Source organism: Alteripontixanthobacter maritimus (assembly GCF_003340475.1).
GTDB classification, from domain to species: domain Bacteria; phylum Pseudomonadota; class Alphaproteobacteria; order Sphingomonadales; family Sphingomonadaceae; genus Alteripontixanthobacter; species Alteripontixanthobacter maritimus.
The window spans coordinates 936518-955130 of sequence record NZ_QBKA01000002.1 but is presented as its reverse complement, the minus strand read 5'-3'; the positions used below and the strand labels follow the sequence as shown (position 1 = coordinate 955130).

General features: G+C 57.7%; 31 protein-coding genes. 11 read left to right on the top strand and 20 right to left on the bottom strand.

All coding sequences use genetic code 11. The features are described 5' to 3' along the window. Positions 1-4: 4 nt before the first annotated feature. Genes HME9302_RS04795 through HME9302_RS04755 form a run of 11 tightly spaced genes read right to left on the bottom strand, consistent with a single transcriptional unit; the run spans position 5 to position 7760 of the window. Positions 5-1009, bottom strand: a complete 1005-nt coding sequence (locus HME9302_RS04795) for a phage minor head protein (RefSeq protein ID WP_115366082.1) — start codon at positions 1007-1009, stop codon at positions 5-7. Next, positions 1010-1603: a hypothetical protein gene (locus HME9302_RS04790; protein WP_115366081.1), complete on the bottom strand. Its 594-nt coding sequence runs from the start codon at positions 1601-1603 to the stop codon at positions 1010-1012. Continuing rightward, positions 1603-2076: a hypothetical protein gene (locus tag HME9302_RS04785; RefSeq protein ID WP_115366080.1), complete on the bottom strand. Its 474-nt coding sequence runs from the start codon at positions 2074-2076 to the stop codon at positions 1603-1605. Before HME9302_RS04785 ends, HME9302_RS04790 begins: the two co-directional genes overlap by 1 nt. Further along, the gene (locus HME9302_RS13120; RefSeq protein WP_147270769.1) at positions 2076-2366 is read right to left on the bottom strand and encodes a hypothetical protein; all 291 of its coding nucleotides are present in this window, start codon (positions 2364-2366) and stop codon (positions 2076-2078) included. The genes HME9302_RS04785 and HME9302_RS13120 overlap by 1 nt, the downstream gene beginning before the upstream one ends. Then, positions 2329-2778, bottom strand: coding sequence for a DnaT-like ssDNA-binding protein (locus HME9302_RS04780; protein WP_115366079.1), 450 nt, complete (start codon positions 2776-2778; stop codon positions 2329-2331). Before HME9302_RS04780 ends, HME9302_RS13120 begins: the two co-directional genes overlap by 38 nt. A 52-nt stretch (positions 2779-2830) precedes the next feature. Continuing rightward, on the bottom strand, positions 2831-3001 hold the full coding sequence (locus HME9302_RS13240) for a hypothetical protein (RefSeq protein ID WP_181815688.1): 171 nt from the start codon (positions 2999-3001) through the stop codon (positions 2831-2833). A gap of 60 nt (positions 3002-3061) precedes the next feature. Beyond that, positions 3062-4069 (bottom strand): hypothetical protein, encoded by a 1008-nt coding sequence (locus tag HME9302_RS04775; RefSeq protein ID WP_115366078.1) that lies wholly within the window; start codon positions 4067-4069, stop codon positions 3062-3064. Positions 4070-4072: 3 nt separating this feature from the next. After that, complete coding sequence (locus HME9302_RS04770) at positions 4073-4762, bottom strand: hypothetical protein (protein ID WP_115366077.1); 690 nt, start codon at positions 4760-4762, stop codon at positions 4073-4075. Positions 4763-4812: 50 nt separating this feature from the next. Next, positions 4813-6144, bottom strand: coding sequence for a DUF4055 domain-containing protein (locus HME9302_RS04765; protein ID WP_115366076.1), 1332 nt, complete (start codon positions 6142-6144; stop codon positions 4813-4815). A 1-nt stretch (position 6145) separates the two neighbouring features. Beyond that, positions 6146-7384 (bottom strand): PBSX family phage terminase large subunit, encoded by a 1239-nt coding sequence (locus tag HME9302_RS04760; RefSeq protein WP_115366075.1) that lies wholly within the window; start codon positions 7382-7384, stop codon positions 6146-6148. Further along, on the bottom strand, positions 7365-7760 hold the full coding sequence (locus HME9302_RS04755; protein WP_115366074.1) for a terminase small subunit: 396 nt from the start codon (positions 7758-7760) through the stop codon (positions 7365-7367). The genes HME9302_RS04760 and HME9302_RS04755 overlap by 20 nt, the downstream gene beginning before the upstream one ends. A 75-nt stretch (positions 7761-7835) precedes the next feature. On the opposite strand from HME9302_RS04755, the gene HME9302_RS13410 reads away from it, so the two are divergent. Further along, entirely contained in the window at positions 7836-8177 is a 342-nt protein-coding gene (locus HME9302_RS13410) for a hypothetical protein (RefSeq protein ID WP_230079876.1), read from the top strand. A gap of 198 nt (positions 8178-8375) precedes the next feature. Here the strand turns inward: HME9302_RS13410 and HME9302_RS04745 are convergent, their stop codons facing one another. The 9 genes from HME9302_RS04745 to HME9302_RS04695 form a co-directional block, all read right to left on the bottom strand. Further along, positions 8376-8948, bottom strand: coding sequence for a hypothetical protein (locus HME9302_RS04745; protein WP_115366073.1), 573 nt, complete (start codon positions 8946-8948; stop codon positions 8376-8378). Further along, positions 8948-9178, bottom strand: coding sequence for a hypothetical protein (locus HME9302_RS04740; RefSeq protein ID WP_115366072.1), 231 nt, complete (start codon positions 9176-9178; stop codon positions 8948-8950). Before HME9302_RS04740 ends, HME9302_RS04745 begins: the two co-directional genes overlap by 1 nt. Positions 9179-9507: 329 nt before the next feature. Then, positions 9508-10041, bottom strand: coding sequence for a hypothetical protein (locus HME9302_RS04735; RefSeq protein WP_147270768.1), 534 nt, complete (start codon positions 10039-10041; stop codon positions 9508-9510). Positions 10042-10545: 504 nt separating this feature from the next. After that, on the bottom strand, positions 10546-10896 hold the full coding sequence (locus HME9302_RS04725; protein WP_115366069.1) for a VRR-NUC domain-containing protein: 351 nt from the start codon (positions 10894-10896) through the stop codon (positions 10546-10548). Further along, complete coding sequence (locus tag HME9302_RS13650) at positions 10893-11183, bottom strand: helix-turn-helix domain-containing protein (protein WP_407641333.1); 291 nt, start codon at positions 11181-11183, stop codon at positions 10893-10895. Before HME9302_RS13650 ends, HME9302_RS04725 begins: the two co-directional genes overlap by 4 nt. Before the next feature lie 323 nt (positions 11184-11506). Beyond that, on the bottom strand, positions 11507-11698 hold the full coding sequence (locus tag HME9302_RS04715) for a hypothetical protein (RefSeq protein ID WP_115366067.1): 192 nt from the start codon (positions 11696-11698) through the stop codon (positions 11507-11509). Continuing rightward, complete coding sequence (locus HME9302_RS04710; protein ID WP_230079875.1) at positions 11695-12360, bottom strand: hypothetical protein; 666 nt, start codon at positions 12358-12360, stop codon at positions 11695-11697. Before HME9302_RS04710 ends, HME9302_RS04715 begins: the two co-directional genes overlap by 4 nt. 73 nt (positions 12361-12433) lie before the next feature. Next, positions 12434-12817 carry a helix-turn-helix domain-containing protein gene (locus HME9302_RS04705; protein WP_147270767.1) on the bottom strand — a complete coding sequence of 128 codons (384 nt, stop codon included), beginning with the start codon at positions 12815-12817 and terminating at the stop codon, positions 12434-12436. Between the two features lie 298 nt (positions 12818-13115). Beyond that, positions 13116-13721: a hypothetical protein gene (locus HME9302_RS04695; RefSeq protein ID WP_115366064.1), complete on the bottom strand. Its 606-nt coding sequence runs from the start codon at positions 13719-13721 to the stop codon at positions 13116-13118. Positions 13722-14070: 349 nt separating this feature from the next. Here HME9302_RS04695 and HME9302_RS04690 point away from each other — a divergent pair, with 349 nt between their 5' ends. The 10 genes from HME9302_RS04690 (at position 14071) to HME9302_RS04640 (ending at position 18612) form a co-directional block, all read left to right on the top strand. Continuing rightward, positions 14071-14463 carry a hypothetical protein gene (locus tag HME9302_RS04690; RefSeq protein ID WP_115366063.1) on the top strand — a complete coding sequence of 131 codons (393 nt, stop codon included), beginning with the start codon at positions 14071-14073 and terminating at the stop codon, positions 14461-14463. 158 nt (positions 14464-14621) lie between these two features. Then, positions 14622-15062, top strand: a complete 441-nt coding sequence (locus tag HME9302_RS04680) for a helix-turn-helix domain-containing protein (protein WP_147270766.1) — start codon at positions 14622-14624, stop codon at positions 15060-15062. 389 nt (positions 15063-15451) lie between these two features. Continuing rightward, the gene (locus tag HME9302_RS04670; protein WP_115366059.1) at positions 15452-15808 is read left to right on the top strand and encodes a hypothetical protein; all 357 of its coding nucleotides are present in this window, start codon (positions 15452-15454) and stop codon (positions 15806-15808) included. Beyond that, on the top strand, positions 15805-16119 hold the full coding sequence (locus tag HME9302_RS04665) for a hypothetical protein (protein ID WP_115366058.1): 315 nt from the start codon (positions 15805-15807) through the stop codon (positions 16117-16119). Before HME9302_RS04670 ends, HME9302_RS04665 begins: the two co-directional genes overlap by 4 nt. Continuing rightward, positions 16116-16421 (top strand): hypothetical protein, encoded by a 306-nt coding sequence (locus HME9302_RS13115; protein WP_147270765.1) that lies wholly within the window; start codon positions 16116-16118, stop codon positions 16419-16421. The genes HME9302_RS04665 and HME9302_RS13115 overlap by 4 nt, the downstream gene beginning before the upstream one ends. After that, positions 16418-16795 carry a hypothetical protein gene (locus HME9302_RS04660; RefSeq protein WP_115366057.1) on the top strand — a complete coding sequence of 126 codons (378 nt, stop codon included), beginning with the start codon at positions 16418-16420 and terminating at the stop codon, positions 16793-16795. The genes HME9302_RS13115 and HME9302_RS04660 overlap by 4 nt, the downstream gene beginning before the upstream one ends. Further along, positions 16792-17058, top strand: a complete 267-nt coding sequence (locus HME9302_RS04655; protein WP_115366056.1) for a hypothetical protein — start codon at positions 16792-16794, stop codon at positions 17056-17058. The genes HME9302_RS04660 and HME9302_RS04655 overlap by 4 nt, the downstream gene beginning before the upstream one ends. Beyond that, the gene (locus tag HME9302_RS04650; protein ID WP_115366055.1) at positions 17055-17297 is read left to right on the top strand and encodes a hypothetical protein; all 243 of its coding nucleotides are present in this window, start codon (positions 17055-17057) and stop codon (positions 17295-17297) included. The genes HME9302_RS04655 and HME9302_RS04650 overlap by 4 nt, the downstream gene beginning before the upstream one ends. Next, a complete protein-coding gene (locus HME9302_RS04645; protein WP_115366054.1) occupies positions 17294-17992 on the top strand; it encodes a hypothetical protein in 699 nt (232 codons plus the stop codon). The genes HME9302_RS04650 and HME9302_RS04645 overlap by 4 nt, the downstream gene beginning before the upstream one ends. Further along, positions 17989-18612 carry an RAD52 family DNA repair protein gene (locus tag HME9302_RS04640; protein WP_181815687.1) on the top strand — a complete coding sequence of 208 codons (624 nt, stop codon included), beginning with the start codon at positions 17989-17991 and terminating at the stop codon, positions 18610-18612. The genes HME9302_RS04645 and HME9302_RS04640 overlap by 4 nt, the downstream gene beginning before the upstream one ends. Position 18613 lies beyond the last annotated feature (1 nt).

Genomic DNA, 18613 nt, shown 5'->3' with positions numbered 1-18613 from the left:
ATCCTCACGGCGTGAGCCAATCTATCTCCAACACCTCATAGCACCGACAGGCCACCGTCTGACTGGCTGGAGCTCCCAATGAGGCGTCTCCTGGGAACAACATTCGGCTCCCGTCAGGGAGGGTGTATGGTGTATCCATGCCGTCCACCTCCCGCCCGTCCATCGCCCGATGATCGGCGCGAACGCGATTATCGCCACTGCTGTCCCATATCCGCTTCACCCGATCGGCCCGAATGGCCCCGGCTTCGATACCTTGCAGCATTCCTTCGCGCCGCCCAGCGCGTAGTGCCGTAATGCTTTCCGTCCGCGCTATCGTATCAGCCCGATGCTTCAGCATTCGGTCGCTATATCGGCCAGCGATGCGTTCGACGTCGGCCACGGATAGCGGCTTGCCTGTCGCGATGGCTTTGCGGACAATTCCGTCGAACCGCTTGTCGCGAAGCTTGCGGGTGAAATATTCCCCATTCAGTTCCTCTAGTTCCTGCCGCGCATTCGCCAGATAGCCGATCTGAGACCGCGACAATCCGATGAAACCACCTTGGCGTTTCCCGCCGGTTGTCCGCCCTGCAATGCGAACCGCAACACTGCGAGGGGCCTCACCAGCCTCTAACTGCTTTGCAATCGTCTCGCGGAGTAATTCCACCTGTTCGTCCGCAATGTCCGTCACAAGCCCGCCTACATGCGTTCTTGCCCATTCTGCCGCATGGCTTGCCCGACCATCGAAACCGAACTTCAGCGCAAAGGCTGGTGCGGCTTCCGGGATGGTTTGGCCACCTGCCACGTAAGCGCCGTTTATCTCGGCATCGAACGGGTACAGTTCCGCCCGTGTCAGCCCGGCAATCCGAAGCGCCCGGTTTAAATCACGAGCTTCAATCGCGTTGGTCAATTCCGCCAGATTGATCGATGCGGCCTTATCCTGCACGGCTTGCAGGAAGGTCCGCTCAATCTCTCTGTCATATTTCTTCAGTAGCGCGGCCAGCCTGTTTGCCAGTTTGCGGCGGTTGGACATTTAGTATGTGCCGCGCCCGCGGTGCGTCTGGTGGACAATGACGCGGCTCTTATATGCAAGCGCATCCACCGAGGGGCGCATGATAATCTTGCCGCCGTTCGCGTCCCATGTGTCCAGCGCATAAGCTCCGGTCGTCCATGTGATCTTCTTGTCGCCGGTAATCTTGTTGTGGCTGATCGTGCGCGGATACAGTTCGACCGGCCCAGCAATACCGATGTCTATAAAGCAATCCACCGCCCATTCGCCCGTTCCGGTGGCGCGGCGAATGATCGTCTCGAATGAAATCATAAGGCCAGAACCAGCCTGCGGCGTTTGGATCGTGTTCGTTACGTTGTCCCAAAAGGTTGCTATGCCAAACGGCAATTCCTGCGTCTGGCTTACTGCACCGTCAATTTCGACTGTCGTGTTCGTGTCAGTAGCGAAGGCTTGTGGGGAGGTATTGGAATACTGCCCATCCTGATAGTCGGCCCAGCCCGTCTGGCCGAGAGAGGAAACGATCAGATCGCGCATGTCTTGAGCCGTGATTGAGGCATCGGGCTGTCCATCTGCGAACGTAGTCAGAATATCCGAAAGTGAGCGGACTGTTTCAGGCATTATGCAAACTCCGCTGAAAATTCGGCGCTGAACGGTGATGCAGGGTCAGGCGGTCCAACTGTGGTCGTTGCAGGAGCGCCATTCCGAAGGACAAGCGTGTATCCGAGTGCAAAACCCGCTGGCTGCATTGTTTGGATCATGACTATTTGATACGTCACGCCCTTCATTTCCACTTGCCAATCCTGCTCAGGATTCGGGGCGGTCCCAGCAATCTTAATCAGTTCGTCGTCGGCGCGGATTAGCGAACCGTCAATCCACGCGTCACCGCCAGTGCCAGCATTGGCGAAGGTCGAGCCGACGAGTGCAGGAATATCCTTATGCCGGGTCGCCGCACCGCCAGGCTCATCCCAAGGGTTCGCCTGGCCCTCGCCCGGTTCGATCAAGGTAACAGTGAACGCCTTGCCTTCGCCAACCTCAACGCCGACGCTGCGATAAGCCGCTTCGATTTCAGCGGAGATGGATGCTCCGGCCATTATCCATCTCCCTGCGCCGCCTTCATGAGGTCCAGCAATTCGCTTTGCGCCATATCAGCCGCGCCTAGCAGCGAATAAGGCCCGACCATTCCAGCGATCGAATACGAGGCCAGCTTGTCGCTATGTAGTGAGGCGCAGACTATTCCGGTTATCTCCCCGGCTTCCGCGCGCTCAAGCAATTCCTTAAGTTTCGCAACACAGCCCGCATTTGGCGCGCCTGTCACAATATCCCCGCCGTGAAGCGCGGTTACTTTACGCCCGTATGAGGTATCGGGTTTGTCCATTGCCATGCAGATACGGCTTTAGCAGATCCAGCGCCATTGTCACGACACTGCGCTGCGCATCGATGCCGCCCTGGCCCGTCGGGGTCCATCCAATCTCACCCACCTGCGTCAAAATCTTTTGCTGACCTGGTGTGATATTTGGCTGCAAGCTTTCGGGCGATGCCAGTTCAGCGCGGGCCAGAATGCCTTGTGCGACCTTTACATCGGCCGGAATCGTGCCGCCGAACGAGGGGAACGATTTACTCCACCCCATCACCTTCATGGCAAGCCAAGCGCGCCGCAATGCGCTTTCCTTCTCGGCCTGAGTGCCATTGATCGGGGAAGGGAAGTAGTCCGCCTGCACCGCATCGAACTCAGCAACCGTAATGAAGCTGGACGCCCCGTCTATGCCAGCGCCGGTTTCGACAGTCAGTGCCATGGATCAGCCTCCCGCATGAGGGCGGCAGGGCGTTAACCCCGCCGCCGCCCGATCACTTGCTTCCGCCGCCATTCTTGGCTGCGCTGCCCTTGTCGCCAGCGCGCTTGGCTTCCTCGTCCTTCTTTTCCTGCGAAGTGGGCTTCGAAGCTGGTTTCTTGTCCATAGCTTCGTCCCAGGTTTTCTTGCCAACATAGTTGTCGGGCTCGGGGGAATGGTTTGCCATTGTGTTATCCTTTCAAAAGAGGTCGGGCGGGATGCAGGAGCGACACCCCGCCCTATCTGGTTAAGTTGCCGAGACCGTGAGGAACGCGATAGGGACCTGCTTGCGGTCCGCCTTGCGCTCCCAGTTGGCTGCGTTGGCGAGATCGGCCCAGCCTGCGCCGCGCGCGACAGTTTCCGTGCCATTGCCGGTGATTGCAGTGCTGGTGAAGTCATAACCCAGCGGGTGAACGATCATGTTACGGCGGGTCCACAGCGTTTCCGTGCCGCCGCCGTTACCCCGTGCGGCTTCACGCTCATACTCAAGCGGAATGCGCGGGTTCGCCATGCCGTAACCGAATGCACCAGGACCCATTAGGGTCACGACGGGCGAACCATTCAATGTCATGGCGGTGTCATTCACGATTGCAGGCAGCCCACTTACTGTGCGCTGTAGGACACCATCTTCACGGTATTCTTGGGCAAGTCCTTCACGGCGCAGCTTGAAAAATCCTGCAGAATTGAGAACGGCACCGGCAAGAGCGCCAAAGGCATCACCCATCGTCTCCTGAGTGCTCAAAACGCCATCGCTGGTCACACCATCGGCAAGTGCCGCTTCGTGAACCATTCCATTGCCTTCAGCCACGGCATCGTTCAGCAGGCCCTTGAGGGTAGCCACGATGCGCAGCTCGGCTTCCTGACGCCAGTAGTTGTCAAGACGCGATGCAACGCGCTGAAGCGGGTCCCTCCCGGTCAGATCGGTCACAAGGTCCATGCTGCCGAAACCTTCATTCAGGTGGCAGTTGCGAGCCTTGAGCGAACCGGTGCCGATCTTGCGCGGTACGGCAACGTCTTCGTAAATGTCGTTACTGTAGTTCGGCTCGACCGATGCATCGATAGCCGCCCAGTAAGGCAGTTCGGCAATGCCGGTGCCAGACGCAGCAGCTTCTTCGATGATGGGATTCGATACGATCAGTCCGCTTTCGAAAAACGGCGTCTGAGTAACGGGATCGGTGTCCATATAGCTTTGTATCACATCGTAAGACGCGGTCCGGTCAGCAGCGAACACATCGGAGAGAGTGGTATAGGGCATTCGTTATTCCTTTTGGGTTTTGAGCTTCCCGGCTTTCGCCAGCTCTAGTCGTTCAGCGTCCCCCATCTCGGACAGGGGTTTGGGTCCGCCACCATCTCCACCTTTTCCGCCGCCACCCTTGGGTGCAGTCACGAAATCTTTCCCCTCGCCGGCCGTCCAACGCTTCACGTGATCGGACAACGAAACCGGTCCCATGTCGGTATCGACAAAAGGCTGGCCATCGTCGCCGATCTTGACGCCGTCGGAGAGCATCGTGCGCGCTGCCTTGGCAAAGGCGGCATTCGTCACACCGGCTTGCGTCAAAGCGTCCGTCAAATCGCGGTCCAGCGCATTCCGGCGAGCCGCTTCTTTCGCAGCATCGCGTTCCGCAATGGCTGTGTCGCGCTCGGCTTCCAGTGTTTGCCGCAAGGCAACCAATGCAGCCTCATCCGGCTTGCCATCCTTGAGCTTCGCCCACTTTTCGGCGTCGAAGTCGTCAGGATAATCGCCAGCCTTGGACTTGAGCGTGTCGCGTTCAGCCTTGAGCGTGACATTATCCGCTTTCTGGCGTTCGAATGCAGACTTCAAGTTGGCCACTTGCGGATGCGCGTCCACACCTTCGATCTGAAGGATGAACCTGCCGTCCGCTTCGGCATACAGGGGGATAAGAGCCTCATCGAGGCCTTCGGTAGATTCGATTACGGTCTTGAGCATCGCTCGCAAGTCCTTTGGTTGTGTGATTGCCCATCGGGCAGGTGGGTGGCTTAGGCCACGTTCTCTTGACCCATCGGGCCATCAAGCAATTCAGCTTCTTGTTCAGCGGTGCGCTCGGTCGAATAAATCCCGCCGCGTAGGCCATTTTCGTGGAGCGTCTCCCAAGACATTCCGCCTTCGGCATAAACACCGAACAGCGCTGCGAAATCCTGCGGCGACATGGTGCGGTCCATTAGGTCGGTCGGCGCGTTCACGACTACTTCGGCTTCGTTCAACCCCATAATCATGGCCGCATTGCGCAATGCTCGTTCCAATAGCTGGCATGACGCTTGGGCGATCGACACCAGGGTTGCGGTTTCGGAGGCATACCGCAGCCGCTTGGCCTCGCCGCTTTCCGCACCGGCCGCAGTTTTCTCGAACAAGCGCGCGCCAGCCATCACAGCGGCCTCGCGGTTATCCTCCATCGCTTTCTTGTGCGCTTCGATCCCTGAACACGTAGGCGAGACGTATTTCAGATCAGGCGTCTGGCCCTCGCCGCCCTGCATCTCATGGACAACACCAGCGCCCACCGCTTCCGGGGCATCGCCATTGATTGCTACCAGCGTCTCTTGCCCACTCATGTATAGCTGGTGGCGGTAGTCAGCCGATAGCTGGTAAATCGCCTTCGCTGCGTTTGCCACGCCGATCAGAGGCGGGGTTTCCAGCTTGGCGGAAATGTCCATCGAATTGCCGATGCAGAACGGCACACGGGGCAGTGGTTTGCCACCTAAGCCGCGAACTGAGACCTCCCTGCCTTCCTTGTTGTCGGCATCGTAAACCAGCACTGAGTAAGCGCCTTCGTCGAGTTTCAGGACGCGGTGCTTTTCGACATTCTCCCAGGTGAACCCGTCCCGAACCAACCCGGTTTCATCAAGGACAAACCAGTCTTCATCCCAATTGATAACCGCATCGCGCCGATAACCAGCGAGCCATGGCTGCCCGCCCTCCTCCGGCATATCGGTAAGAACAGCATAGGCCCCAATAGTCAGCAGTTCGCGTGTGATGCGCTTATGGAAAGCTTCCAGCGGCAACCCCATGCCGTCTGCATCTTCCCAAAGGTAATTCATCGCCTCAGGCATATCGATAGGGATTTCCTGCCCGTGGATAATGCCGATCATCGCGCCCACCGATGGCTTCAACAGCTCGGGGAATTGTGCGCGGTTACGGTAGGCGGCATACATCCCCCGACCCCCGTCACTCTGCGCCTTGAACCCGCCGGGCATCGGCAGATAAGCTTCAGCAGCCTTCTTGACCGATTCCTCGCCCCCCATAGCGTCGCGGACTAATTGCCATTCCGCCAGGGTTTCCAACGTCAATGAAGGATGGAGGGTCTTCACTGACATATCAGATCATTCCCTTCACCGTGCGCGTTAGCGACTTTGGTTTCTGCCGCTGTCGGATCATCGGGCCAACTGCGTATCGGATCGCATCGATGTAGTGATTGTGCGCGTCCACAATGCTAGTCGTCACATCGCCAGTAAGACGATCGACCTTGTAACTGTATAGGCGCGCTTCGCTTTGAACCGCAGCGCAGTCAGGATGGACGACAATCGCACGAAACGTCCTTAGGTAGGCTATCCCATCCTCAACACTGCCGGGCCATTTCTCGCAGGATGTAACGCGGGGCAGCCCATGCCGTTTTAGGTGCGATATGCTTTCAGGCCGGGAGTTATCCCAGCGGCTTACTTCCTTGTCGAACCCCGGTATCTTGCCGCGAACGAACTTTGCTGTGTCGTCCAGCTCTAGGCCAACCCTGCCGGCTTCTCGGCGAACGTAAATCTCATCGCCGCCAATCCACACTTCGACTGCCGCTGTTGGATCTTGGCTGAACCCGAAGTCCCCGCCGTAATATGGTCCGTCCCAATGCAGCTCTGGCTCGAACGATTGCACTCGAACCTTGCCGTGAAGAACCTGCGCATCTGAATTGGTGAGGTATTCCCCATCCCAGATATGCGCATAGGTCGCCGGGTCCAGTCGCTCCTGTTCACGCTGGCGTAGTGTCTCAAGGCCTTTCGGGAAAAACGGGTTGTCGTTGTAATTGACCTTCGTAACGATCGCATTGCTCGGCGGGTTTTTGCGAAACCGTTTATCTACCGGGGAGCCGTCCAAGCGCGGGTTCCAGATCGCCCACAATTCTGAATCTGCCTGCCGAAACACCGTGGCTTCCAAAGCCAGCCAGCTTTCCTCAGGAACATCCTCCGCCTCTTCGACAATCGTAAGATCAATCTTCGCAAGCGATTTGATGCTCGCCGTATTGTGACGAAGTCCGCGAAATATGAACTCGGTCCCGTTGGCCCCTTTAATGTAATCCACACCAACTGAATAATGCGCTTCCAGCCATGGCTCGCTTGATATCGCCGCCTTTAGTTCCGCGTGAAAACTTTCCTTGATCGAGACTTGCAACTCGCGGGTACAAAGTATGCGGAGCGGATCAACCATCCCCCAAACTGCCGCCATCATGGCCGCACCGAACGACTTTCCGGAACCACGCCCGCCATAAAGCGCCCTGTACTGAACTGAGCCACGAGCCGGAGCGAATGCGTCCCGAATCTTGCGGGGGAGCCTAACCCTTGCTGTATGCATCAACCGCCTCTAGGGCGATCCGACCAATTCCCTTATGCGTCAGATCAACTTTGGCAGGCTCGTTATAGCCGTGCATCGCGTTCAGTTCCTTGACCGACGACACTCTGGCCGCTTCCGGCCCGGTGTTTGTATCGGCAATCGATCGAAGCACGCGCACACTATCCGCACGGCTCCACAATTGCTGCTCAGCAAGGTCGGCCCTCAACTGCTCAACCCTTTGCGCCACCTTAGTGTCAGCCATTAACTTGCTGGCGTTCACATGAATGCTATCAGCCTTCATCCTTCCGGCGCTGTAATTGGCTCGGTAGGCGTCTGCCTGGGTCAGGCCATCAGCGATCGATTGCGCGAAACCTTCCTGCTTGGCGGTCAGTGTCATAATTCACTCCGCCCCTCTATGCGCCCATGACGTTCCCGCTTGCCTGCCTTGGTGTATTGAGGCAGTTTGCGCGCCATGAAAGCCCTACTCCCAATCTTCGCCCTTAGCCTTGCGTCCTGCGATGCGCCCGACCCTGTAACCAGTGAGGCTCCTGAGCCTGAACCAGTTGCCGAGGCTGAGCCTGTCAACGCACCCGGTATGTCCGCCGCCGAGTTCGCCGAATTGCAAACCGGTATGTCCTATGCCGATGCGATTGCCGTTATCGGGTCCGAAGGCGAGCTACTAAGCGAGAATGAAATCGCTGGAACGCATACCGTTATGTATCAATGGGAAGGTGAAAGCGGCTTCGGGGCCAACGCCAACGCTATGTTCCAGGATGATAAGCTCATCCAGAAATCACAGTTCGGCCTTGAGTGAATTTCGCCCGTCTCGCGTCTAGCCGCTGATTAATCAATGTCTCGGCTGAGGATCGGGGCAGGGCCTAAGCCCTATCTGAAACGAAACACCGGTGATCAATTCCGGTGGCCTAGCTAACTAGGTCTCCAAGCCCGATGCCGAAGCAGAGCGGGAATCAAAAAAGCCCGCCGTGTGGCGAGCCTCAGGCGCAATATTCGATTACGCATTAACTGCGCGATTGCACATATGCAGGGGAATGTCAACCGGTTCTGCATCTTTTATCTGGCCTACTGTGTCCAGCGACTTGATTGCAGCCTTCAGCAACAGCTTGTGTGCTGCCGTGCCCTCCCCATCCAGTATCGCATCCAGCCAATAAGGTCCGGTGTCGGTGTAGGTCTTCAGGATAAGCTGGTCGAGGTAGGGCCTGCCTCCTGTATCGTCCAGGCGCTTGCGAGCTGCATCCAGCCATTCCTGCTGGTGAAGGTCGCGCTCGTGGTCTGTGACCCCCGTCCCGCCGCTTCCGTCACCCAATGGACAAGAGTAGCTGTCTCCGCCGATCAGCTTACTGTACCGAAGCGCAAACTTGTTGCCCGCGTCATACCGTTCCTTGGCCTCCGGTCCCTTGCCGAACAGTCCGCTGATGTACGCCCTACCCAATGCGCTGGAATAGTGATTGCCGAACCGCTCCTGGCGCGCAGCCACCCAATCGCTCGGCTTCACCCGCTCCCCTGCTCGCGATAGCTGCCCGCTGGCCGTGCGCTTGCCAGCCTTGCGCTTACGTCCCTTGGGCATCAGCCACCCCCTTGGACTAGGCTTTGCTTGACATATTCAAGCGCACCCAAAATGCGCCAGCGATCATCGAAGTTGGCGAAGGACGAAAAACACTGGTCGTCACGATGGTTGGCTGCGACCACAAACTCGGTAATTTCGCCCGCTTCCACATCATCTGCCATATCGCGCAAATATTTCGCGTTCTCGGCACGCTCCCCTGCCGAAGCGTCGTCCAGTTTAACTACCTGCATTCATCTTCCTCCCGCTCAATTCAAACCATCCGCGTGCATATTTGGAGTTCATGTTTCCGTAGTCCTCTCAAGGTTTGGCAATGCCTTCGGCCCCGGCTCTCGTGAACCGAGTCTATCGTCTCGGCCCTTCGGGCTTCGATCCGTATCGCGTTCACGCCCGCTTGACCGCCACCACATCGCCCGGCCCTCCATCATGCTTCCAGCGAGGCCCCTTGGCAGGCCACGGCGCAAGGTTATCAACCCAACCGGTGCGAAGCTGGACCCACCACTTGTCGCCACCGCGCGGGCCTTGTTTGCCGCTAACCAGTTTGAAGCCAGGTGCAGGTACGTCATGCTGCACGCGGCACCAGCGCCCGGACTTCGGCGGGATCTACAAAGTCGGCGGTCGGCTCCTGCCATTCGCGTTCATGCAGCCAAACCAGGTGCTTCGCCCGGCTCTTCGCGTACTTGCGAACCGCACCATGGCGCAGGGCAGCGGTCCGAATTTCGGCCGGAACCGGCAGGAACGTCTTACCCCGCACAATATCCACGAAACCGGCGCGTAGGTCGTCGGCGGGAATATCGTTCAGCGCCAGCCAATAGAGGTTGAACCGCTCATCGACTTCCGCATCCGAAAGCCTCGCCTGCGCGGTTGCCATCGCCAGCTTGCCTAACATGGTTTCCACCTGCCCCTGCGTTGCCAGCGGCGGCTCCGGCGTGTCAGCGAACGATTGCAATTTGCCTGCCGTCACTGGCCCCACCACCGGGCTGTCGTTGCTCAGCAGCAGTTCGCTCAGCCGCTCGTCTTGCAGCAACGCGAGCGTATGGGTTTCGGATTTCCTCGTTTGCGGCAGGGCGGCGGTCATTGGTTTGCTTTCGGTCATCGTATTGGCCCTCAAGGATTTTTGGAACGGTGTCGGGTCGCATCAGGAAATCGAGGTTTGCCCCAGTCCAATCGCCCTTCTCACCCCGCAGAAACGCGCTTTTCGGAATGTGTTCGATTGCTTGGCGGATCGGTTCAAAACCGTGGTCTCGCAGCCTCGAAGCGATCAGTTTTCGGCGCTTGGGCGTCAGCTTTTCCCAGCAGGACAGGTCAAGCGGCTTGGCTACACCCCGCCAAACTTCCAAAACCGTTTCGGGGTCGTCCGCTGAAGAGTGACTTTCATCGTCAGATGAAATGTCACTGGGGGTATGAGTTATATCTATAGGGGGCGTAACGCCGTTACTGTGACGGCGTGACTTTACAACCTTACGCTTGGCACGATAGCGAGCCTGCCGCTCAGCGCCGGTATGGTCCCTCTTCTTTTCAGACGCAGCCATGACATCGGCAATATCCTGCGCTGAAAGGCCTTTATCTACCAAGATTTGCACGGCTGCCGCGTTGATGCTCATGCCCAACCCCATTCGCTCAGGGTTTCGTCTACATCGTCATTGGACCTGCACACGGCATAACGGTGGCCAAGGGCTTCTAACGCCGCCTGACAAGTCTTCTGGTTCGGTTGTTGATACTTCCCTTCCGCCTTTACCTCGATCATGCCTACGCGGCCCTCAGGGCCATACAGCACCAGATCGGGGAATCCTGCGACAAGGCCCTCAGCTTTTAGGCGCGCGCCGGTACGCAACTTCTGCTGGCGAGTGCCAGGCAGCTTCCCTCCGTTCGGAACGTGGCAAACAAACAGGCCTTTGGCGCGAATGTGCTTCACCATCGCCTTCTGGATGATGCTTTCGGCGTGGATCATGTATCCACCTCCGGCGCTCGGTCCTTGAACCGATCGTATGCCATTTGAACGCGTGGGTTTACGGCGGCGTATTTCTCGAAATTGTGATAAGAATTGAAAACTGTCGAATGGTCGCGGCCGCCTATCATTCGCCCGATTTGTGGGAACGACCAATGACGCTCACGTAGTATGCGAGTAATTACACTTCGCGGATGTGTGTGACTGGCACGGCGGCAAGGTCCGTCAATGTCAGCCGAGGTCAACCCGAAGGTCTTGGCTACAGCGTCCTTCAGCTTTGGTGGGCGCATCCGGCCCGAACGTAGTTCATACAACCGCTCGGCCTCGATCTGCCGGCTGTTGGCAATCTCACGCGCCGCCGCAGCAGCCTCCCGCCCCAGAAGCATTTGCTTGCTTCGTGCGCGCATGACATTGGTTTGCAGGCTCCTACGACATTTTTGCCGACGGCATGGCTTGCACTGCTTGACGAAGCCGACCGTATGCGTAGTAAGCTCGGTGCGATGATGCCCACAGGGCCAGCGCTGCTCTGTCGCTGCGCCCAAAGCCTCTGCCAACCTTTGCGAGCCGCGAACCATCATGGCGCGAAACTTGAAATCACAGTGAGTTATGGGTATCATGCCCGCCCCCGCCGCGTCAGCCATCCGCGCTTGCCGGGTTCGTCTCGCAGGGCCTTACGCTGGGCAAGGTTGCGATCGATCTGCCGGGCGATCATCGCCAGCGATTGTTCAGGGTGCGGAGCTTCGTTCGTGAAGTCCGGCTCGGCCCGGCCGTCATTGCGGCGGCGGAAGTAGTTCAAGAGCCTCATGCTGCCATCCTTTCGGAATCAACCGAACGAGCCATGCCGATCAGTAGTTTGCGGAATGGTTCGGGGGTTCCGATGCGGGGCGTGCTGTCTTGACCGCCGCCGCGCGCGCCGACTTCGCCAAGGCGCTTTGCCCGCTTCAAACCCATCCGTTCAATTACGGCAGGGTCCAGACGTGGCTCGCCTACGCCCCAGTCAAGCTCTGGAAGGTCGGTTCCATAAGCCAGCAGTAATGTTGGTTTTCGGGCGTAATGCCCGTAGCGTCCCTGCTCGACACAGCAAGTCCAGCCCGGAACGGTTCCGGGCAGTTCGGCAGCAATCCAGCCACCTTCCCTTGGCGGTTTGTTCAGATTGAAATGTGCCCAGGCATGGCTACCCCACGGGTGCTCAAGAACCCCGCCGTACCGGCGCACGGCATCAAGGGCCGCAGCAAAGCATCCGCCATCATCGCCTTTGACTTTGCGAATACCGGTGCGCTTGATATAAAGCGGTTGTCCCGCCCACAACTTACCCCATCGCTGACACGGTGGGTGCGCCACGACAGGATGCGGACCGGTATAATTGCGGGCATCCCGCGCTTCGTCCCATGGGTCTATATCGTGTTCGCCAAAGTAGCACCCGCCGGATTGGACGTACAACGCGGCAATGGTTGTCAGATTACCCACAGGACACCCCCTAGGATGGCCCAGAAAGGCGTTGAGGCTAACAACCCGTTGCGGAGGCCGTGGAGGAAGGAGTTCATGCGCCCACCGCCTTCAGCTTGGACCCGCAGGCCGTCAGCCGTTCACTTTCGCATTCGGCAATATCCACACCATCCGGACTTGCCGGATTGCGAGCCGCCGCATATTCGGCAGCATATTCGATGCAGTGGGTTGCCAGCGTGTCGTGGTCGAGGTCGCCGCCGGCCCGCACAAAAAACATGCCATCAGGCAAAAGCAGGCTCAGCAGGTCGTCAGGAATAACGCCGATCATCTTGAACAGCGATGGACCGGACATAGCCGATTCACCGCGCGCATACTGGCCAATAACGGACGAGCTTAGCCCGGTTTTGGCGGCAATCATCTTTTGCGTTGCGCCACGGTTCGCTGCCAGACGGAACATGTCCTGCTGAACGGTTTTCATCACTGCCGTTATTGTGCAATCGTGGGCCATGTTAGCGGTGACCTTTCGGGCTATTACTTGTGGAATGGAAAGAGCGAGACAGCGAACTACCGGGGCAGCCGGTCATGGTGCAGTGAGTGCCTTCAGGCTGTCCGCAGTCGGGAATGGTGCACACGCTGCTTCCCATGCGATGGTGCGGGGCATTGTCAGCCGCCTGTTGCTCGCGGACCTTGGCCTGCCATCCGGCAAGGTCGGTGAAGTCGCGTGGCCAGATCAGGGTGCCGTCTGTTTCGCTATCGGGGATGGACGGGGGGCGCATTTAAGCGGACACCGGAATGGCTTGCGAGGTGCAAGCCAACTCAAGCAGCGCGTTGCGAAAATTGAGAGGCGTTGCATTGGCCTCTGCCTTATTAAGCGTCGGCTTATTCCGGGCAGGGCCACGTTGGTCGTGGAAACCAACTTGATGAGAACCCCGAGGACGATCCCAAAGCAAAGCAGTCGGTTCGTTCTGTCCGACATAACAAAGCCAAGTGGCCTTGTTTGCTCGATGGCCATAGGCGGATTGCCAAACCTCGCAAACCCACTCGCGATCGGAAACTCTTGCCCAGCCAATCCCCTTGGGTTTTTGCAAGCCGTAAGCTTTCCAGGCACGGCTTTTTGCGGGGTGCTCCAAGACACCCCCATATTTGCGCAGCGCCTTCAATGCCGAAGCGAAACAACCACCATCATTGCCCGGTCGGTTATGCTCACCACCCCAACGAGCAAAATTAACCGCTGCCATTGCACCCCAAAGTTGGCAGGGAGGGTGAGCTATTATCGGCCAAGGTCCATTGTAAGACCGGGCATCACGGGCCTCGTCCCATGGATCGACATGATCAATTCCAAAGTAACAACCGTTAGTTTGCACAAACAGCGCAGCAATCATCCCTCACCCCCTCCGCATTGCGTTGCGCAGACACACGGCGATAACCGGAATTGCGATGATAACAGCGATCAGGGTCAGACCGTCTGTTCCGATAAGGGCGGTGTGAAGGGCGCTCATGCTGCGCGCTCCGGTCCATTGTCGTTATGAGGGCGCGGATATCCGAGGTATGGCGGGAAGTGCCGCGAAAGACGGTTTGCTGCCGTCAGGATAATGGCCCGGCGATGCAGGGCAGAAACGTCCACGCCGCTCATGCTGCCGACCCCGCTTTTTTCACGTTTCCTATCAAGTTGTTAATACCTGAGGCAGCAAAAGCACCTAGGGTCGGGGGAAGCGACAGGAGGCTGAAATCATGGCAGAAACGACTAAAATCGCCGCGCTCGTCAACAAGTCGGTTGAAATGCACAAGGAAGGCGGGCTGTTCTTCCTCAAGGGGCCGATGGGCAGGGCGTTCTGCCTTCCCGTTTCGTTCACTCGCCAGCAGGCGCTTAGAGCCATTGCTATCTGCGACGAAGCCGATCTTGTCGCTCAGCCGGTCGAACCCATCCGGTCCCGAAATTACACCGACGCAAGGTTCGTCAACGTTCAGCCCACTGTCGAAATTATTGACGGGATCGTTTACATCTCCACGCTGGATGGCGGGAAAGAACACACCATTGCCATGCGGGTTAGCGACTATTACGCCCATGCCAGACGTTCCATTGCTGCCATGGATGAATGGTTTGCTGAGCGGGAAGCTGGATAGCGTCATGCTGCGCTCTTCACCGCGCCGGACATGAGTTCGTCCGCACCGCAAAGGCCTTCGCCAACCAGCAAAAGCCATTCTGTCGATGGTATGCTATCCCGACCATCCCAAGAGCGGACGGTTGCAATGGGCCTTCCGGTCAGTTCGGCAATCTGCGCATGACCGGCTTCACGAATAATCTCTCGGTGAGTTCTCATAAACCCGTTATGCATTATGCGTTACGCGATTGCAAGCGCCTTTTGCGTAATGAATTGCATTATGATCGTGGTATGTCCGATCCATCCAGCAGACTGCGTATCGCCCGCCTACGTGCCGGGTTTGAAACCGGCAAAGAGGCCGCAGAGGCTCTTGGGTTTCCCGTTTCGACATATCTTGGCCACGAGAATGGCCGCCGGGGTTACCCCGCTAAGAAGGCGGAGGTTTACGCGAGGCGATTCAAAGTGCGCGAGCAATGGCTACTATATGGAGTCGGCGCGGGACCTGGTGAGAATGAGAATCCAAAAGCAGAAGTGGTGGACATTTTTGACCGGCTACCTCCCCTGCGACAGGCGGAAGCCCTAGGGTATCTGCGGGGTCTGCAAGGGGGTAAGGGTAATTGACTTGGTATCTGTTAGGCCGTTTTGTCGGCAGCTTTCTACTGATCGCGCTACTAACTATTCCGATTGGGCGCTTCGCGTTTAAAGAGGATGCACCAGCGTCAAAGATAGCCAAAACGTCGTTTTGTGCGACTTTGGCGGTGGCGGCCTTGACGATCTTCGGGGAATACGGCGATGAATTTCTAGGGCCTCTCTCAATAGCGCCCGTGCTTGTTGCTGGGATCGCAGTATGGCGTGTCCAGCTTAATCGACTCAAAGCGCCTTCCGCCCCAGACATCACCGGGTAATTTTGAAAAAGCGCATTAAATAACGCAAAATGCGTTGACTACTCGTAACGCATAATGCATAACCGTTCCCAGAGACAAGGCATTGCCTTCAACTGAGGAACGAAAATGGCTATCGAAGTTAAGCCCGATGATCGCGAAATTCCTGACTACCCGTTTTTCGAAGTAGATGGTCTGACTGCGGCCTTTGGCGCGGACAGAAGTGTCTACTTGAGTAAGTCTGAGGGTAGCGCCGTTGCCAGGCGTCTGCCCGACAAAGCAGAGATATTTTCTAGGCTGTTTTATGTCGGCGGAACCTTAGCAGAGCACAGCCTTCGCTTTCGCCCTGAAATTGCTCGCAAAGGTCACGCCACACTAAAGGCGTTAATGGTCTCTTTCGAGCCTTCTCACGAGGCAAAAAAAGGGACTGTAGCCCTCGCTTTGCATCATTGGTGCGAGCCTATTGTCGCGGAGAAATCCGCATGACCACCACATCATTCAACGCCCGTATCAGCGATCGGCAGCGCGCCGAGATCGCCAAGGCTAACACTGCATCACTGGCTATGAGCCGGTTCGCTTGCGCCCTTGAACGCGATGGCGGACGCTACACCCCGAAAGTCAACATTGCTGCACTGGAAGCTGCCGAAGCTGTTCAGGCCTGCATGAATGACGTCCCCAGCTTCATCGACGAAATGTGCAATGAATTGTGCGTCGGTCCCGATGGCTTTCCGCTGGATGGGGAAGGCTTTGCTGTTCCCGGTGCTGAACGTCTTGTTGCTCCGCAGGTGGCGGCATGAGTAGAGTAAGCCATACGCCGGGGCCGTGGCGGATAAAGCGATGGTCGGGAAAAGAGGCGCAGGTCATTGGTACCGTGCCTATTGCGAGCGGACCTCAGAAAGGTGAACTGCCCTTCATTTCGCTACCGGCAAGCAATGCGGACGCCTGCCTTATAGCAGCCGCACCCGATATGCTGGAAGCGCTGGAAGAGTGCAAGCGCCAGCTTGAGTATCTTGATGGTCGCAGTCCAAGCGGAACGACGCCAGCTACCTTGCTCCGCGTCCGCGCTGCAATCGCCAAAGCTAAAGGCGGTGCATCATGACTGACCGTATAGAACCGGGAACGCCGCTGCCTTGGGAGTATGAGGATAACTACTTTTATGGCTCCGTCACTGCTGACACCGAATGCGGCAATGGATGGATAATTTGCGACATGAGCGTTCGCACCGATCTAGTGTGTAACGCACATGAGGACTTGGCTGAAAAGCATAAAGAAGCAATCACTGCAAACGCCGCCTACATCGTCCACACCGCCAACACCCATCCTCTACTTGTAGAGGCGTTGGGCGATGTATTTGAGACGCTGATATACATTTTTGAATGTAGTGACTGCGCGGCTTCCAGCAAGTCAGCAAAAGAGGCTGCTGATAAGATTGAAACCACCCTCTCCGCAGCCCGTGGGGAGCAAGTCACATGACCCGCCTCCGCACCATAACAGCATGTGATGCGTCTGTAGCGGCTGAGCGCAATGTCGTCCCGTTCGCTTCGCCTATCGCGCTGGCTGTTGACCGCGTGCGCGTCACCGATGTGCTTATGCAGGCTGCATTCGACAATGGCAACGAGGCGCAATCCGTCTCTGCCGAAACCCAATATCTCACCGCCGTAGAACGTCTGACCGACAAGCTGGAAGGCTTGGGTCTGGACCGGAAAACGGCCTCACAAATGGCAGGTGCTATATGAACGCTCCCGTAAAGATCGACACTGCCGGTGCCACGCCGATTGTGCACGCTACGCCGATTGTGCACGCTACGCCGATTGTGCACGCTATGCCTGAGGCAACGCTATCTCGGTTGCGGGCGATGGCGCTTGCCGATGCAATTTTTCACCTCAGGATAGAGGCTGACCGGCGCGACCATCGCGGGCTTAAGTCCGACCACCTGCACGCTTTCATCACACAGGCGAAGGGGTTGATAGCATGACCGCGCCAATTGGACATAACAACCCGCCCCCCATCGTCTATTTCAGCAATGCGCTGGACGATGTTCGGGACGAAGCCGCCAACTATCTCGATGGCAAGCCTATTGAAACGCAGGCGCAGGCTGATGCTGTTGGCTTGTTCCTATCCACCGCTCGCAAGATCAAAGCGGATGCAGACAAGGTGCGCAAAGCCGAAAAGGAACCGCACCTGAAGGCTGGCAAGGCCGTGGATGCGGAATGGAAGCCGATCGATAAGAAGGCGGACGATGTAATCACCGCTGGCCGCGCCCCGCTTACGGCATGGCTGCAAAAGCTGGAAGCTATACAGGCCGAGGAAGCCCGTAAAGCCCGCGAGGAAGCCGACAGGCAGCAACAGGCGGCAATAGAGGCCCGCCGTGCATCCGAAGGCAACCTTGAGGCACTGGAACAGGCCAACGCCCTGCAGGACGAAGCCGACCGCGCCGCCAAAGATGCGAAGCGCGCTGAGAAGGTAAAGCCGCTTGTCGCTGGCGAAGGCCGGTCCTTGTCGCTGCGATCAAGGCAGGTGGCAATCGTCACTGATCGTAAGGCGCTTTTGGAACACGTCATGAAAACCGACCCGAACGCCTTGACCGAATGGCTGGAAGGCTACGCGACTCGCGCCCTGCCCAGCAAATTGCCCGGCGTCGAAATCGAAACACAAAGGAGCGCGGCATGACGCCTGAACAAACCAAGATGCTGGAAGCGCCACTAGATCCGGCGCACGTCAAGAAGCCGTCCGGCAATTTCGGACCCAAGGGTGATTATCTTGAGGGCTGGCACGTCATGAACGAACTGAACCGCGTGTTCGGGTTCGGTGGCTGGTCCTACACCATCGACCTCACCCGTGACGCCCTGGAACAGGCTGACAGCAAGAACGGGAAGCAATGGCAGGCGGCTTACACCTGCGTCTGCACCCTGACCGTCGGTGATATTGTCCGGCAGGATGTTGGCTTCGGCAGCGGCTTTGCAAAGCAGATCGGTGACGCAATCGAAGGGGCCACAAAAGAGGCCGCTACCGATGCTTTGAAGCGCGCTGCCCGCACGTTCGGCAACGTGTTTGGGCTTGCCCTTTACGACAAGAGCCGCGTCAACGTTCACACCCCGCCCCCGCCGACAATAACCGACGCCCAGCGTGAAGAGTTGATGGCGTTTCTTGATGCCGCAAACTTCCCGGTCGCACGCCTGTTGGACGTGTCCAAGATTACCGACCTTAGCCAGCTTCCCGCCGCCAAGTTTGAAGGCGCGAAGGGCTGGGTCTCCGAACAAGCTAAATCACTCGAACAGAAAGCAGCATAAA